The organism is Dehalococcoidia bacterium (assembly GCA_035528575.1).
GTDB lineage: Bacteria > Chloroflexota > Dehalococcoidia > E44-bin15 > E44-bin15 > DATKYK01.
Genome location: DATKYK010000017.1, coordinates 96,535 through 111,852 on the forward strand (window position 1 = coordinate 96,535; position 15,318 = coordinate 111,852).

Annotated in this window: 16 protein-coding genes; 10 read left to right on the plus strand and 6 right to left on the minus strand. The window is 56.4% G+C overall.

Annotation, left to right across the window (positions count from 1 at the left end; translation table 11 throughout):
- The first annotated feature begins 156 nt into the window (after nucleotides 1-156).
- From VMX96_03520 to cimA, 10 genes are read left to right on the plus strand one after another with little or no spacing between them, the layout of a single operon-like run.
- A complete protein-coding gene (locus VMX96_03520) occupies nucleotides 157-1,704 on the plus strand; it encodes a 2-isopropylmalate synthase (protein ID HUU62973.1) in 1,548 nt (515 codons plus the stop codon).
- Nucleotides 1,705-1,714: 10 nt separating this feature from the next.
- Nucleotides 1,715-1,852: a hypothetical protein gene (locus VMX96_03525; GenBank protein HUU62974.1), complete on the plus strand. Its 138-nt coding sequence runs from the start codon at nucleotides 1,715-1,717 to the stop codon at nucleotides 1,850-1,852.
- 34 nt (nucleotides 1,853-1,886) lie between these two features.
- The gene (locus tag VMX96_03530) at nucleotides 1,887-2,285 is read left to right on the plus strand and encodes a DUF3795 domain-containing protein (GenBank protein HUU62975.1); all 399 of its coding nucleotides are present in this window, start codon (nucleotides 1,887-1,889) and stop codon (nucleotides 2,283-2,285) included.
- Nucleotides 2,286-2,308: 23 nt separating this feature from the next.
- Complete coding sequence (locus tag VMX96_03535) at nucleotides 2,309-2,716, plus strand: MgtC/SapB family protein (GenBank protein HUU62976.1); 408 nt, start codon at nucleotides 2,309-2,311, stop codon at nucleotides 2,714-2,716.
- Nucleotides 2,716-3,978 carry a 3-isopropylmalate dehydratase large subunit gene (gene leuC, locus VMX96_03540; protein HUU62977.1) on the plus strand — a complete coding sequence of 421 codons (1,263 nt, stop codon included), beginning with the start codon at nucleotides 2,716-2,718 and terminating at the stop codon, nucleotides 3,976-3,978. Before VMX96_03535 ends, leuC begins: the two co-directional genes overlap by 1 nt.
- A gap of 2 nt (nucleotides 3,979-3,980) precedes the next feature.
- On the plus strand, nucleotides 3,981-4,163 hold the full coding sequence (locus tag VMX96_03545) for a hypothetical protein (GenBank protein ID HUU62978.1): 183 nt from the start codon (nucleotides 3,981-3,983) through the stop codon (nucleotides 4,161-4,163).
- A gap of 4 nt (nucleotides 4,164-4,167) precedes the next feature.
- Entirely contained in the window at nucleotides 4,168-4,677 is a 510-nt protein-coding gene (locus VMX96_03550; protein ID HUU62979.1) for a hypothetical protein, read from the plus strand.
- A 31-nt stretch (nucleotides 4,678-4,708) separates the two neighbouring features.
- Nucleotides 4,709-5,212: a 3-isopropylmalate dehydratase small subunit gene (locus tag VMX96_03555; GenBank protein ID HUU62980.1), complete on the plus strand. Its 504-nt coding sequence runs from the start codon at nucleotides 4,709-4,711 to the stop codon at nucleotides 5,210-5,212.
- Nucleotides 5,209-6,300, plus strand: a complete 1,092-nt coding sequence (gene leuB, locus VMX96_03560; protein HUU62981.1) for a 3-isopropylmalate dehydrogenase — start codon at nucleotides 5,209-5,211, stop codon at nucleotides 6,298-6,300. Before VMX96_03555 ends, leuB begins: the two co-directional genes overlap by 4 nt.
- A gap of 12 nt (nucleotides 6,301-6,312) precedes the next feature.
- Nucleotides 6,313-7,908, plus strand: coding sequence for a citramalate synthase (gene cimA, locus VMX96_03565; protein HUU62982.1), 1,596 nt, complete (start codon nucleotides 6,313-6,315; stop codon nucleotides 7,906-7,908).
- Between the two features lie 130 nt (nucleotides 7,909-8,038).
- Here cimA and VMX96_03570 read toward each other — a convergent pair whose 3' ends face one another.
- The 6 genes from VMX96_03570 to radA form a co-directional block, all read right to left on the minus strand.
- Complete coding sequence (locus tag VMX96_03570) at nucleotides 8,039-9,724, minus strand: thiamine pyrophosphate-binding protein (protein HUU62983.1); 1,686 nt, start codon at nucleotides 9,722-9,724, stop codon at nucleotides 8,039-8,041.
- Between the two features lie 18 nt (nucleotides 9,725-9,742).
- Entirely contained in the window at nucleotides 9,743-10,768 is a 1,026-nt protein-coding gene (locus VMX96_03575) for a 2-hydroxyacid dehydrogenase (GenBank protein ID HUU62984.1), read from the minus strand.
- Nucleotides 10,769-11,062: 294 nt separating this feature from the next.
- Nucleotides 11,063-11,689: a SagB/ThcOx family dehydrogenase gene (locus VMX96_03580; GenBank protein ID HUU62985.1), complete on the minus strand. Its 627-nt coding sequence runs from the start codon at nucleotides 11,687-11,689 to the stop codon at nucleotides 11,063-11,065.
- Nucleotides 11,690-11,691: 2 nt separating this feature from the next.
- Nucleotides 11,692-12,870, minus strand: coding sequence for a nickel pincer cofactor biosynthesis protein LarC (gene larC / locus VMX96_03585; GenBank protein HUU62986.1), 1,179 nt, complete (start codon nucleotides 12,868-12,870; stop codon nucleotides 11,692-11,694).
- A gap of 75 nt (nucleotides 12,871-12,945) precedes the next feature.
- Nucleotides 12,946-13,743, minus strand: coding sequence for an ATP-dependent sacrificial sulfur transferase LarE (gene larE, locus VMX96_03590; GenBank protein ID HUU62987.1), 798 nt, complete (start codon nucleotides 13,741-13,743; stop codon nucleotides 12,946-12,948).
- A gap of 242 nt (nucleotides 13,744-13,985) precedes the next feature.
- The coding region (radA, locus tag VMX96_03595; protein HUU62988.1) for a DNA repair protein RadA at nucleotides 13,986-15,318 on the minus strand (1,333 nt) is incomplete at its 5' end.

Below are 15,318 nucleotides of genomic sequence, written 5' to 3' on the forward strand. Positions count from 1 at the left end.
ATATATTGGAAAGGGGAGGTGAAGTTCTTAAGTATTGAACTCGTGGGTAGAGAAGATTGTTTAAAAACCCTTGAAAGGGTAGCGAGAGATATATAAAATCCATGATAGTTCGTACTGAGCAGAATGCAGTAGCCAACTGTTAGGTAGAGCGAAAAAATGAGTGAGAAGAGCAAAAAGAGCCAAAAGGCGGAGCGAGTTATAATCTTCGATACCACACTTCGTGATGGGGAGCAGGCGCCGGGGGCCACCCTTAACATCAATGAGAAGCTGGAGATCGCCCGGCAGTTGGAAAAACTCGGTGTCGATATCATCGAGGCTGGTTTCCCTATCGCCTCACCTGGGGACTTTGAGGCGGTGCGCCTTATTGCCGAGGAGGTTAAAGGGTCGTCCCTCTGTGCCCTGGCACATGCCGATGCCGAGGCCATTGACCGTGCCTGGGAGGCGATAAAAAAGGCGAAGAGCCCCCGCATCCATGTATTCCTCTCCAGCTCGGATATCCATCTCACCTATCAACTGAAAAAGGGGCAGGCTGAGGTACTGGAATTGGCCTGCGAGATGGTCGCTCACGCCAGGGGGCACGTGGAGGATGTGGAGTTCTCCCCGATGGATGCGACGCGCACCAGTCCTGAGTTCATCTATCAGATCATCCAGGCGGTGATCGAGGCGGGAGCCACCACGGTAAATATCCCCGATACCGTTGGCTATACCACTCCCGAGGAGTTCAGTAGCCTTATCAGGGGCATCTTTGAGCATGTGCCCAATATCCACGAGGCGGTGGTAAGCGTTCACTGCCACGACGACCTCGGGCTGGCGGTGGCCAACAGCCTGGCGGCACTGGCCTCAGGCGCTCGCCAGGTGGAATGCACCATAAATGGAATTGGAGAGCGGGCAGGGAACGCGTCAATGGAGGAGATAGTGATGGCGCTCCGCACCCGCAAGGACTTATTCGACCTGACCACCAATATCAATACATCCCAGATTTATAAGGCCAGTCGCCTGGTGAGCGAGCTCACAGGCTTTTCTATCCCTCCCAACAAGGCCATCGTGGGAGCCAATGCCTTCCGCCATGAGTCGGGGATTCATCAGGATGGCGTCATTAAGGAGCCGACTACCTATGAGATTATGGATGCCCGCACCATCGGGTTGCCCTCAAGCACGCTGGTGTTGGGCAAGCATAGCGGGCGCCATGCCCTGAAAACGAGGCTCGAGGAACTGGGCTACAGCCTTAATGAAGAGGACCTCGATCGCGCCTTCTCCGCCTTCAAGGAGCTTGCCGACAAGAAAAAGGAGGTCACCCACCGTGACCTCGAGTCACTGGTGGCGGAGGAGATGCGTACCATGTCGGAAGCCTACCATCTGGAGCAGGTGCAGGTCTCCTGCGGCGACAAGAGCGTGCCCACGGCCACGGTGAAGCTTATAGCACCTGATGGCCGGGTGCTGGCCGATGCAGCTCTGGGCGCAGGACCGGTAGACGCCGTCTATGAGGCGATCAACCGCCTTGTGGGCGTTCCCAATAAACTTATCGAGTTTAGCGTCACGTCGATCACCGAGGGCATCGACGCCATCGGTGAGGTGACCATCAGGATCGAGAGCGAGGGCCGGGTCTATACCGGTCGGGGTGCTGCCACCGATATCATCGTGGCTTCAGCTAAAGCCTACATGAACGCACTAAATCGGCTTCTGGCAGCGAAAGAAAGAGGGTAGGAGGCTAACAGTGGCTGAAGAAGAGATGGAACGTCGTCTAAAAAACCTGGAGCGAGCGTTCAAGATAATAATGGTGCTGGTCCTGGTGAACCTGTCCTGCAGTCTCTTTGCTCTCATAATAGTCATCGCTGTGTTGCTTGCCGGATAGTGGTTGGGATGTTGGCAGATAAGGGGCAAGAGACATGGCGGAGGCAAAAAGCGACGACCTGACAGCTTACTGCGGCCTCGATTGCGGCAAATGCTTCGGTTACACCAGGACGGTGAGCGAAGCGGCCAAGCAACTGCGGCGCACCATGCGAGCCGAGAAGATAAAGCAGGTATGGCCCACCATCCCCTTCCTAGGTGACTACGATACCTTCAAGAAGCATCTCGATGCCCTCGCCGGCCTCAGGTGCAGGGGTTGCCTAGAGGGGGGTGGCAACCCCTTTTGCAAGATACGTAAGTGCTGCCTCAAGCGTGGCTACGGTAGCTGTGCCCAGTGCGATGAGTTCGAGCGCTGTGAGAAGCTCGCCTTCCTCGAGCCGGGACACGGGGACGTACACCTGAAAAAACTTAGAAAAATTAAAAGCTTAGTGGCCTAACTTTTACAGGTCGGGGGTGAATCTTGTCAACAGAGTTGGAGATGATTTCGCGTCTTTTGCTGGCGGTGGGGCTGGCAGCTCTCATAGGATTGGAGCGGCAGCACGCTGGAAAAGCGGCCGGGCTTCGCACCCACTTGCTGGTCTGCATCGGTGCCGCCCTATTTACCATCGCCTCAATTTACGGCTTTGGAGGGGAGGCTGACCCCGCTCGGGTAGCCGCTGGCATAGTAGCCGGAATTGGATTTTTAGGTGCGGGTACCATCATAAGTACCAGAGAGGGAATCCTGGTCGGGCTTACCACTGCAGCCAGCATCTGGGCAGTTGCCGCCATAGGGCTTGCCGCCGGTGCCGGGCTATATATCCTGGCTCCCGTCGCAACCCTGGTTGTTATTATCGTGCTGAGGATTCCCAAAAAGATAGGTGGGGAGTGATGGGAGCAAGCCTGGCAGAGAAGATCCTCGCTGCTCATAGCGGAAGGGATAAGGTCAGCCCCGGCGAGTTTTTAAATGTCAGGGTTGACCTGGTTATGGCCAATGACATCACCGCTCCCATCGCCATCAGGGAGTTTGAGCGCCTTGGCGTATCAGAAGTCTTTGACCCGGAGAGGGTAGTGATGGTGGCGGACCACTTTGTCCCCAACAAGGATATCCCATCCGCGGAGCAGGCGAAGCTCATGCGGGGGTTCGCCCGGGGGCATGGGGTAAAGTATTTCGAGGTGGGAAGCGGCGGCATCGAACATGTGCTCCTGCCGGAGCAGGGACTGGTGCTGCCCGGCGATGTGGTAGTGGGAGCCGATTCACACACCTGCACCTATGGTGCGCTGGGGGCCTTCGCCACGGGGATGGGCTCCACCGACATCGCCTGCGCTATGGCTACGGGCGAGATATGGATGAAGGTTCCGCCGACGATAAGGCTTGTTTATCACGGCAGGGCGAAAAAGTGGGTCAGCGGTAAAGACTTCATCCTTTATACCATCGGCGACATCGGAGTGGATGGGGCGCTTTATGCCGCGATGGAGTTCTGCGGCGAGGCAATCGATGCCCTTTCTATGGACAGCCGATTCACCGTGGCCAATATGGCCATCGAGGCCGGTGCCAAGGCGGGAGTATTCAGGGTCGATAACAAGACCCGGGCCTATCTCAAGGATCGCACTATGCGTCCTTATAAGACCTATAAGCCCGATGAAGATGCCCATTACCAGAGGGTCATCGAGTACGATGTATCTCAGATCGAGCCCCAGGTTGCATTTCCCCACATGCCTTCGAACACAAGGTCGATAAGCGATGTGGGAGAGGTGAGGATCGACCAGGCGGTGATCGGCAGTTGTACCAACGGTCGCATTGAGGACCTGCAAATAGCCGCCGAGGTGCTGAAATGGAGGAAGGTTCACCCTGGGGTGCGCCTTATCGTAATCCCCGGCTCTCAGCAGGTATATCTCGAGGCGATGCATCGCGGCCTCATTGAAATCTTCATCCGGGCCGGGGCCGCGGTAAGCACGCCCACCTGTGGCCCCTGCCTCGGCGGACATATGGGTGTGCTGGCGGAGGGAGAGCGGTGCATATCAACCACCAACCGCAACTTCGTGGGAAGGATGGGGAGCCCGGATGCGGAGGTCTATCTCTCCAACCCGGCGATCGCCGCCGCCAGCGCGATATTGGGGAGGATCGGAAGCCCGGAGGAGATGGCGGGGTAACGGTGGATAGTTCGAAAAAAGGCGTGGCGGGCAAGATTGCCGTTTTTGTTGTGGGTCTGCTGGTAATCCTGGGCATTATAGTAGTGTCAAAAGCGTTTTTCAGGGGAATGCTGGTGGGGGTCGCTCTCGCTGGCTGTGTTATTACCCTTTTTTGGATGAGCAGGGCTATGAGAAGGAAGCGGTAGGGGGATGCAAGTAACTGAAATTTATGAAGAGATAATACCATTCTCCCTCATGAAACTGGTGCTGGGCGTGTTTATCGCTTTAACAATATTGTTCCTTGGCCTTTTTGTCTATCAGGTTTTGGTAGGGCCGGTTAGTGCTAATCCAGCCCCGGACTGGTTTTATCTCATTATGTTTGTGTTGTTTGCTGGATTTACCGCTCTTATCAGGAACTTCAATAAGCTAGCTATTAAAGTCAGCACTCAATCGGTCACTGTTGGCTTCGGGATTTTTAAGCGTGTTGTATCTTGGGACGATATCCATGGATGCTACTTAGACGATGCTTCAGCCTTTGGGAGCTATGGGGGTTGGGGTATTCGCACGGCGAAGGTTAAAGGCAAGTGGAGGCTGGTGTACAATGTCATCGGCAGCCCCACGGTCGTGTTGGAGCTTAAGAGGGGCAGGTTCAGGGAGTTTGTGTTTTCCACAAAAAACCCGGATGGGATAATGGAGATAGCGAGGAAACAAATCCGGTAGTGACAGGAGATTTTGTGAAGGGGAGTACATATTGAAACTCAAAGGCAGAGCCCATAAATACGGGGCAAATGTGGATACGGATGCCATCATCCCTGCCCGCTATCTCAATGTCTCCGAGCCGGTTGAGTTATCCAGGCACTGCATGGAGGGCATCGATAGCGATTTCTTGAGCCGGGTGAAGGCGGGAGACATCATCGTGGCTACCACCAACTTCGGCTGCGGCTCATCGCGGGAGCATGCCCCTATAGCCATCAAGGCAGCGGGGGTGTCCTGCGTCATCGCTCAGAGCTTCGCCCGCATCTTCTTCCGCAATGCCATTAACATTGGCCTGCCCCTGCTTGAGTGCGCCCAGGCGGATGAGATCGAGCAGGGCGACGAGCTAGAGGTGGTGCTGGGAGAAGGCGAGATCAGGGACATCACAAAGAACAAAGTGTTCAAGGCGGAGCAATACCCCGATTTCATGCTCCAGATTATTTCTTCAGGGGGTCTCATAGAATATACCAGGAAGAATATGGAGGCGAGGGGGGCTCAGTGAAATTCAATATCGCGCTGCTTCCCGGCGATGGCGTTGGCCCTGAGGTTGCTGCCGAGGGGGTCAAGGTTCTTGAGGCGGTGGGTAAAAGATTCGGGCACGAGTTCTCATTTCATGATGGAGACATCGGCGGCATAGCCATTGACAAGTATGGGGTCGCCCTGACGCGTGAGACGCTTTCGATGTGCCGGAGATGCGACGCAGTGCTCCTGGGGGCGGTCGGCGGCCCCAAGTGGGATGACCCGATAGCGAAGGTTCGCCCGGAAGACGGGCTTCTCGGTCTCAGAAAGGGTCTCAAGCTTTTTGCCAACCTGCGCCCGGTCAAAGTTCTCCCCCCTCTAATCGATTCCACCACCCTGAAGCCGGAGGCTATAAGGGACGTTGACCTCATGGTGGTGAGGGAGCTCACCGGGGGGATTTACTTCGGCAGGCCCAAAAAGCAGTGGCGGACAGCGAAGGGGAGAAAGGCGGTGGATAGCATGCTCTACTCGGAGCGGGAGATCGAGCGTATCATAAGGGTTGGATTTGAGATGGCGCGCAGTCGGCGAAAGAAGCTGGTCTCGGTGGATAAGGCCAATGTACTGGAATCGTCCCGCCTGTGGCGACAGATCGCCAGCGAGCTCTCCGCAGGTTACCCCGATGTGGAGCTTCAGCATATGCTGATAGATGCCTGCGCCATGAGGCTGATCCAGCGCCCCGCCGATTTCGATGTCATCGTCACCGGCAACATGTTTGGTGACATTATCACCGATGAGGCCTCGATGCTCGCCGGATCGATGGGGATGCTTCCCTCGGCGAGCCTGGCCGGTGTGCCCAGGGCTGGCGAGATGACCTTTGGCATGTATGAGCCGATTCACGGAAGCGCACCGCGGAGGGCGGGGCAGAATATTGCCAACCCAATCGCCACGATCGCGAGTGCCGCCATGATGCTCCGCTACTCGCTGGGGGTGGTAGAGGGTGCTGATGCGGTTGAAGAAGCGGTAAGCCATGCCCTGGAAAAGGGCTATCGTACCTATGATATAATGCAGGAAGGCAAGACCCAGGTAGGGACGCGGGAGATGGGAGATATAGTGGCGGAGAGGGTGAGCTAGGGGGAGGTAGTGTTGACACGGGTCCAGCTCTATGACACCACACTTCGCGATGGGGCGCAGCGCGAGGGTATATCCTTCACAGTGGAGGACAAGCTACGCATCGCCAGTAAGCTCGATGAGCTGGGCATCCACTTCATCGAGGGTGGCTGGCCGGGCTCAAACCCCAAGGACGAGGAGTTTTTCAGCAAAGCCCAGGGCCTTCACTTCTCCCATGCATGCTTGGTAGCCTTTGGCAGCACCCGACATCCTAAAGACAAAGCGGAAAAAGACCCCAACCTGCGTGCCCTGCTCGATGCCAAAACACAGGTGGTTACGATTGTGGGCAAGAGCTGGGACCTGCACGTCACCCAGGTATTGGAGACCACCCTGGATGAGAACCTGCGCATGATTGCAGAATCTATAGGCCATCTCAAATCCAATGGAAGAAGGGTATTCTTCGATGCGGAGCACTTCTTCGATGGCTATAAAGCGAATGCTGCTTATGCCCTCGAGACCATTAAATCCGCTGCTGAGGCGGGTGCTGAGTGCCTCATCCTCTGCGATACCAACGGTGGGGCGATGCCAGTTGATGTAGCCGCTGCCTGCGATGCTGCCCGGAAGGTGGTCGGCACCCCGCTGGGCATCCATGCCCATAACGATGCCGAGCTCGCTGTGGCCAACTCCCTGACCGCCATCAATGCCGGTGCCACCCAGGTTCAGGGCACCATCAACGGTTATGGAGAGCGCTGTGGTAATGCCAACCTGTGCTCTATCATCCCCGCCCTCAAGCTCAAGATGGGCATCGATTGCATCAGCGATGAGCAACTCGCCAGGCTGAGCGAGGTCGCTCACTATATAAGCGAGGTCGCCAATCTTACTGTCGATTCCCACCTTCCCTACGTGGGAGCCAGTGCCTTTGCCCACAAGGGCGGCCTACATGTGGCTGCCATGATGAAGTGGGACAGGAGCTATCATCATGTAAATCCCGATGTAGTGGGCAACCAGTGGCGGACACTGGTATCGGAGCTCTCTGGAAAAGGGAGTATCATTCATAAAGCGAGGGAACAGGGCCTGGAGGTTGGCCCTGAAGGTGGAGAGGCGCGTGCCATATTGGAGCGGGTTAAATCAATGGAGAGCCGTGGTTTCCAGTATGACAGTGCTGAGGCATCCTTCGAGCTACTGATACGCCGCGCCCAGCCAGACTACCATCCCCTCTTTGAGCTGGTCGATTTCATGGTGGTAGTGGAGAAAAGGCGCCGACCTTCAGTGATGGAGATCGAGGAGGAGCTATTATCCGAGGCAACGGTGAAGGTTAAGGTAGGGGGCGACGTGATCCATACCGCAGCCGAGGGCAACGGGCCGGTTAATGCCCTGGATGCCGCAATGCGCAAAGCGCTTCAATTTTTTTATCCCGACATTGAGGTGGTGCGCCTGGTGGACTATAAGGTGCGCGTCATAGAGGGAGTTGGGGGCACGGGGGCGCGGGTGCGCGTCCTCATCGAATCGAGCGATGGGGAGCAGGAGTGGCGAACGGTTGGCAGCTCCACCAACATTATCGAGGCGAGTTGGCTGGCGCTTGCCGATAGCCTGGAGTACTGGCTGCTGAAAAAGGGAACCGCGCCTCGGTAATCGTTGCATCGGGATTAAGATGGCCTATTTCTCCTACTTGCTGGCCTCTAAAAAGGGCGAAAAGCAAGTAAAATCTACCTTCTAGAGCGCTGGGAGGATCTTGGGGCTGGAAAGGCCTCGTTAATGTAGGTCAACCGGCTGACATACGGAGGGTCGCCTGGATATTAAGCGGCGGCATATCCTCCGGATCGATTATAACATCCACAACTACAGGCCCCTTTTCTGATACTGCGGCATCCACTACCTGTTCTATTTGTTCAGGGGAATCCAGCCTGTAACCCGAAGCTCCGAAACATCTGGCAAGTTCCGCGAAGTCCGGGTTGCCGTGCTCGGTCCCAAGGACGCGGCCCCCAAACTGGAGTTTCTGCCTGACGTTCAGCACGCGGTACTGGCAGTCATTGAGGATAAGAATCTTAATGTCGAGACCTTCACGGACCGCTGTCTCCAGATCCTGTATCGTCATCATGAAGTCTCCGTCCCCTAGTACCGCGAGCACGGCGCGCTCAGGGTGCACCATGCTCGCCGTCATTGACGCTGCCAGTCCGAATCCCATCGACCCGAAGTTGACGGTGGATAGAAAACTGAGGGGGTGGTTGCAGGGCATAAAAGCCATCGGGTAGAGCAGGTGCATCCCCGCTCCCACACTGACGACGGTATCATCGGGTAGTTTATTTGCGATTTCCTTGATGACGCGGCTGGGAGAAGGCAGGCTCCCTTCGCGGTTGAGGGATGTCTGGAGCATGTCGTCCCAGAGCACCCTGGCTTCGGCGAGCGCCTGGTCCCATGACGACCGGGCCGGTTCCCTGCGGTCGCCCAGTTCCTCGACTAACCGGCCGAGAAAATCCGCCACGTCGCACAGGACAAGCTTGCTTTCCGGGGCTTGTGGCGCGAGGGAGCCGGGCGATATATTCACCACCATCACATTTTTAGCTGAGAACGGGGCAGTGAACTCATAAGTGGTCATATCGCTTATGCCAGCGCCGAGGCATAGAAGTGCATCGCAGCTCTCCAGGGCCCTATCTGCAACCAGGTTCCCGCCCCCGAAACCGACACGGCCCAGGGACAGTGGGTGAGTTTCCGGTATGGTTCCACGGCCATTACCAGTAGTTATGACAGGCAGTGACAATAACTCAGCGAATTTCACCAGGTCACCTGAGGAGCGTGAGTAAGCAACCCCCGCCCCTGAAAGGACGAGCGGCAAAGCGGCAGAGTCGATCATGTCCAGGGCATCTCTCACATCCGCCTCTTTTATTGGCGGGGGAGCATCAGAAGCGAGCTCCATCGTTTCGATATCGATCTCTGCACTTTCCGTCCATACGTCTTCGGGGACCTCTATGAGAACAGGTCCGCGTGCGCCACTCATTGCGGCGCGATAAGCCCTGGAAAATACCTCTGTTACTTCGGATGCCGATTCAGTGCGGAAGGTACCCTTGCATAGCGGCGCAAAGAGGCGCTGGTGGTCAACCTCAAGCATCCCATCGCTCTTCGACAGGCGGCGTTTCACCGCTCCGGTTATGATCATTAACGGTGAACAGTCTTTATAAGCGTTCCCCGCAGCGATCATGGCGTTGAGCGCGCCAGGGCCTGAGTGCACCAAGGCCACGCCTGGTCTCCCGGTTAGCCTTCCTTCCGCATCGGCCATGCTGGCAGCGACCTGCTCGTGGCGGCAAGAGACATAGCGTATCCGGTCACGTACCTCGTAGAGCGCATCGACAAAAGCCACATTTGAGGTCCCGATGATTCCGTAGACCCTTGATGCGCCCATCCTAAGCAAGGCATTTGCGAGTGCCTGCGCTCCGCTCATCTGTTCCGGCATCTGTATAACCCCGTGTTTCTATTTGGATGAATTAGGAGATGTCTTCGGCTTAACCCCATTCACGATGTTTACCGGTTCTTTTCCCGTTAGGACGCTCAATACGTTATCGATAGTCAGATTTATTATGCGTATTCTGGACTCGTTTGTGGCCCCGGCGATATGAGGGGTGAGTATCGTATTGGGCGCATCAAGGATGGGGTTCTTCGGACTTATGGGTTCTTGTGAGAAAACATCGAGGCCGGCACCCCGTATTCGCCCTTCTTTTAACGCCCGAGCCAGCGCTGCCTCATCCACTATCGCACCCCTTGAGGCGTTTATAACAATCGCGTTGGTTTTCATCGCTGTAATTCGGTCAGCGCTTATCATATTCTCTGTTTGAGGTGTCAGAGGCACGTGAATGGTTATGACGTCGGACTCTGCGATGAGATCGTCAAGAGGGCGGTATGTTACCCCAAGCTCATCCTCTTCTTCTTTCGAGAGGCGGTTCACGTCGTAGTAAATCATGTGCGGGCCAAACGGCTTCGCCCTCTTTGCCACCTCTTTGCCGATGAGCCCGGCTCCGATGACACCCACGGTTTTTCCAAAAAGCTCGAAGACCCCGTGGATCTCCATCTCGTCCTGTGCCCACTCCCCTCGCTTCGTTTTCTCGTGAGACAGGGTCAGCTTCTTTAGACATCCGAGTATGAGCATTATGGTGTGCTCCGCCACCGCCAGGGTATTAGCTCCTGCTATGTTGGCCACGGGTATACCCTTCTTAGCGGCTTCATCTACATCGATATGCTGAAATCCGGTAGACGGCTGCTGTATCAGGATGCATTGCTCAGCCGACCGGATCACCTCGGCATCCATGGCGATATTATTTGTGTAGTCTCCGATGATTATGTGGGCATCCGAGACTGCTTCGATCAGTTCCTCCTTTGAAGATCCCTCATAGGTAACCACATATATATCTTCAAGTTCATTGCCAGTTACCCTGGTGCTTAAGAATGCCTCGATGGCCGCTTTAGGCAGGGGCGAAAGAACGAGTATCTTTTTCTTTGCCATATCAGCCTCCCTCTTTCCAGTGCAGACCGCCGGGTGTAATTATATCGGTAACCTCCGGCCAATACAATGTGGTGCCAAGCTTTGGCTCCTCCGTCCAAATAACAGAGCGATAGATGGGGAGCAGGAGTGGCGGACGGTTGGTAGCTTCCTCAACATTATCGAAGCGGGCTCACTCACGCTTGCCGATAACCTGGAGTATGGGCTCCCCAAAAAGGCACTACACCTTGATAAGCATAGCATTGGGATTCAACTATTCTGTTATCCTAATTATTGGCCTCGAGAAAGTGCAAAAAGTTACCTTGGTTTGCCCAGGGGGATTATATAGAGGGGCTTAACCTCCTTGGCGAGGTCCATCACTGCACTTACCTGTTCATCGTCGAAGGCTCCCACCATCACCGTTACCAGGCCGAGCGCCACTGCCTGAAGGCTGACGTTCTCACCAGCATGCCCCACTTCCATGTGCACGTATCTTTCCGCCCTTCTTCCATAGTACCGGGAGGTTCGCTCGAAAATAGCGCAGATCACGAGATCCACCGGCGCCCGCGCAATGAATTCCTGATCTCGGGCGGCAATGGCGAGTTCTCTCCTTTGGTCACCCTCTTTATGAAGGCTTAGGGAGTGCTTAGCCACATCATAATGGTAGATCCCTGGCTCAAGACCCTCGACACCATCCCTGCCTATAAAAATAAAAACGTCCAGGGGGTATGTAACGCCGGCGCTGGGTGCAGCCCTGAGTCCTCGGCTATCGGTGAGCCCCTGGGCAGCCCATAATACCTGGGAGAGCTGGGAAAGGGATAGAGGTTCCTCCTTATACTCTCTCACCGACCTTCTTTTATAGATGGTCTCCTCGAGAGACATATCCCCCCGTTCCCCGGCGGGAGGGAGTTTGACCTCCGGCCCCTCTTTGCCACGGTGCAACATGCTTACTTCCCGGTGAGCTTAGCGCTGGCCTCGGTGGTGACGATGCGATATACCATCTGGAGCGGTTGGTCATGCCTTCGGGCGAGACTGCGGCAATCCTCGTACTCAGGGGAGATGCCGACCACTTCTCCATGAAAGCGCTTAACCTTAACCCCTACCCTTCCCAGGCTGGAATCGAACTGTACCAACTCCTGCGAGGCGTGGTGGCGCTCCACCTGCTGCACCCGCAGGCCGAGGGTGGAGGTCTCCCGAAGCAGCGTCTCCACAACCTGCCCCTCGGTATCAGGAGGGGCGAGGGCGCTGAGCATAACCGCAGGGCGGTTTTTCTTCATCTGGATGGGGGTGAACCAGACGTCCAGCGCGCCCCGTTCAAAGAGGCGCTCCATTATATAGCCATAAAGCTCGGGGCTCATATCGTCGATGTTGGTCTCCAGGAGCAGGAGTTTTCGTTCATACTCTATCATTTCACCCAGCCAGAGGGGCAGCACATTGGGGATGTCGGCAGGTTCGCGATCCCCGATGCCATAGCCGATGCACTGGAGGGAGAGGGTGGGTCGCTCAAATGAGGCGATAGTGGTAACGATGGCTGCCCCGGTGGGGGTAACAAGCTCCATATCGCGGTAGGGCGTTGGTCTGATAGGTGCTCCTGCTGAGGCGATTAGCTCCAGTGTTGCCGGCGCCGGGATGGGAATGGTCCCGTGGCGGGTCTCGGCGGTGCCACTTCCCGAGGGCAGGGGGGAGCAAAAGAGTGCCTCGACTCCTAGAAGCTCAAGCCCAATAACAGCACCCACTATATCGACGATGGCATCGATGGCACCAACTTCGTGGAACTCGACCTCCTCTATTGGGATGCCGTGAACCCTTGCCTCCGCTTCGGCGAGACGCTCGAAGATGCGGGAACTCCGCTCTTTCACACGCTGGTTGAGAGCGCTTTTTCCGATAAGATCGAGGACATCGCTCAGGCTGCGTTGTTCTGAAGCGCTCCCCTCCGAAAAGACCGTTGCCTGGGTACCGGTGATAATCCCCCGACTCGCTCTCTGGGCGGATATTCGGTAGCCGGTGAAGGGGAGCCTGGCCAGCTCTTCGGTTAGTCGGTCGATGGAGAGCCCGCAATCCAGGAGAGCCCCCAGCATCATATCCCCGCTCAGGCCGGAGTAACAATCGAGATAGCCGACTTTCAAAACACTCCCTTTTCGCCCTTATCGGGATGGTTCTTTACTTCCAGTTTCGTGTCTTCTAACATCAGGGTGATTTATTCAAACGTGAACCCTTTTCGACTGCTGCGATAGCCGGGCAGGGTTCACGGTGACTTGGGTGTAGCCCAGGTCATGAAGCTCTGCCACCGCCCGCAGCCTTGTTTTTTCATGGGTTAAAAGCGCAATGTCCTCATCGCTGGCCTCGATGCGGGCGGTGTTGCCGTGATGCCGCACCCTGAAGTTGGAAAGACCCAGTTCAGCCAGGGCCTGCTCCGCTTTATCGATAAGCTCGAGAAGCTCGATAGTGATCGGGGTACCATAAGGGAGGCGGGTGGCGAGGCAGGGCGAGGAGGGTTTATACCAGTTGGGAAGCCCCCTGCTTCGGGAGAGTGCGCGAATCTCTCCCTTGGTGAGGCCGACTTCAAGCAAGGGGCTGGGGACGCCGAACTCCGCGGTAGCCTTTCTGCCGGGGCGGTAATCCCACAGGTCATCGTGGTTTGTACCGTCGACCACGAAAGTCAACCCCTCCTCGCTGGCTATGACGTTTAATCGCTGGCAAAGCCCCCGCTTGCAGTAGTAGCATCGCTGGGGGTCATTAGCTACAAAGGAGGGGTTTTCAAGCTCGTTGGTCTGGATAAGGATATGGCGAAAGCCCAGGTGTTGTGCTACAGATTGGGCTTGAACTATCTCCCGGGGCGAAAAAATGGGCGAACAGGTGGTAACCGCCAGTGATCGCTCGCCGAGGATCTCATGGGAGAGGGATGCCAGGAGGGTGCTATCGATTCCGCCGGAGTAGGCGACGAGCACCGAGCCAAGCTCTTTGAGCAGTGACTTAAGTTGTGCTAGCTTTGCCTCCATTTTTTCGACCTTCTCACGTCTGAGCAGTCCAACACGGCGATTTTAAACGGCTACAACGGGTATGAAAGTAGGTATGTATCGGCTGATCAATGGATTCGTTCATCATTGTTGTCACGAGTCGTGGGCAACTACGCTAAAAACACGCTCTTCTCCTCAGCGTCCCAATGGCTGCATGTCGCATCTAATATCTGGTTTACCATGTAACCCTTGAACTACCCGAAACTGTATTTTCGTGGCAATGCCTATAGAGCGGTGTGAGACTGCTCAGATTTAGCGAGAGCCAGCTTTAACGCTTCCCTCACCGACATGGCGCTGATGAGCTCGATCCCTGGGGGGGCACTTAGCCTGGTTGTCCCGGGGAGAAGGCAGCGCTTGAATCCCAGCTTCGCTGCCTCACTAAGTCTCCTGTCCAGATGGGGTACCGCCCTCAGCTCGCCGGAGAGTCCCAGCTCACCGATAGCCACCAGATTAGGGTCGATGGCGGCACCGCGAAGGCTGGAGGCGATGGCCAGGGCGATGCCCAGGTCGGCGGCGGGTTCATTGACCTTTAGACCACCGGCAACATTGACCATGATATCCTGACTACCCAGTGCTAGTCCAGCCCGCTTGGTAAGGACTGCAGTGATTAGGAGAAGGCGATTGAAGTCGATGCCGTTGGCGGTGCGTCGGGGTAAGCCAAAGCTGGTGGTGCTGGTAAGCGCCTGAATCTCCACCAGGAGTGGCCTGGTCCCCTCAAGGGTGGGCACCACAGCGGAGCCCACGGTCTCTCTTGCCCGTTGAGACAGGAAGGCCTCGGATGGGTTAGCCACCTCTATCAGGCCCTGGCTTCTCATCTCGAAGATACCCACTTCATTGGTGGAGCCGAAGCGATTCTTCACCCCTCTAAGTAGCCTGTAGGCGCTGAAGGGCTCGCCCTCAAGATAGAGTACCACATCGACGATGTGCTCCAGCACCCGCGGACCGGCGATGGCACCGTCCTTGGTCACGTGGCCGGAGATTAGCATGGGAACGTTGGAAACCTTTGACCATTGCATCAACCTCATGGTGCTCTCCCGGATCTGTCCCACGCTTCCGGGTGCTGAGCCCAGTTCATCGAGGTAAACTGTTTGAATGGAATCGATAATTGCCAGATCAGGGGGTTCCCCGGCGAGGTGCTCCAGGATAGCATCCAGGTTTGTCTCCGGGAGTATGAAAAGCCGGTCGCCGCCGAGCCCCAGGCGCTTTGCCCGTAGCCTCACCTGCCCCAGCGATTCCTCGCCGGTGACATACAGCACCCTTCTGCCACCCTGCGCCGCCGCGGCGGAGACCTGAAGCAGAAGGGTCGATTTGCCGATACCGGGGTCGCCGCCGATGAGCACCAGTGAACCGGGAACGATACCCCCTCCCAGCACTCGATTGAACTCTGCCAGGGAGAGGGTAAGCCTTGGGGTCTCCTCATCGGAGATTCGTGAGAGCTCCTGGGGGGAGCTTGAGGAAGGGCGGGATGTTCTGGACTGGCTGGCCGGGGCAAGCACCGTTTCTACGGAGGTGTTCCACCCCTTGCAAACGGGGCAGTGACCTAGCCACTTGATGCTT

What these genes read in the sequence shown, in the direction of transcription:
- VMX96_03530 (HUU62975.1), top strand. Translation starts at nt 1,887, where the DNA reads ATGGCGGAGGCAAAAAGCGACGACCTGACAGCTTACTGCGGCCTCGAT.
- VMX96_03580 (HUU62985.1), bottom strand. Translation starts at nt 11,689, where the DNA reads ATGTTGCACCGTGGCAAAGAGGGGCCGGAGGTCAAACTCCCTCCCGCC.
- VMX96_03520 (HUU62973.1), top strand. Translation starts at nt 157, where the DNA reads ATGAGTGAGAAGAGCAAAAAGAGCCAAAAGGCGGAGCGAGTTATAATC.
- VMX96_03570 (HUU62983.1), bottom strand. Translation starts at nt 9,724, where the DNA reads ATGCCGGAACAGATGAGCGGAGCGCAGGCACTCGCAAATGCCTTGCTT.
- VMX96_03550 (HUU62979.1), top strand. Translation starts at nt 4,168, where the DNA reads ATGCAAGTAACTGAAATTTATGAAGAGATAATACCATTCTCCCTCATG.
- VMX96_03575 (HUU62984.1), bottom strand. Translation starts at nt 10,768, where the DNA reads ATGGCAAAGAAAAAGATACTCGTTCTTTCGCCCCTGCCTAAAGCGGCC.
- larE (HUU62987.1), bottom strand. Translation starts at nt 13,743, where the DNA reads ATGGAGGCAAAGCTAGCACAACTTAAGTCACTGCTCAAAGAGCTTGGC.
- leuC (HUU62977.1), top strand. Translation starts at nt 2,716, where the DNA reads ATGGGAGCAAGCCTGGCAGAGAAGATCCTCGCTGCTCATAGCGGAAGG.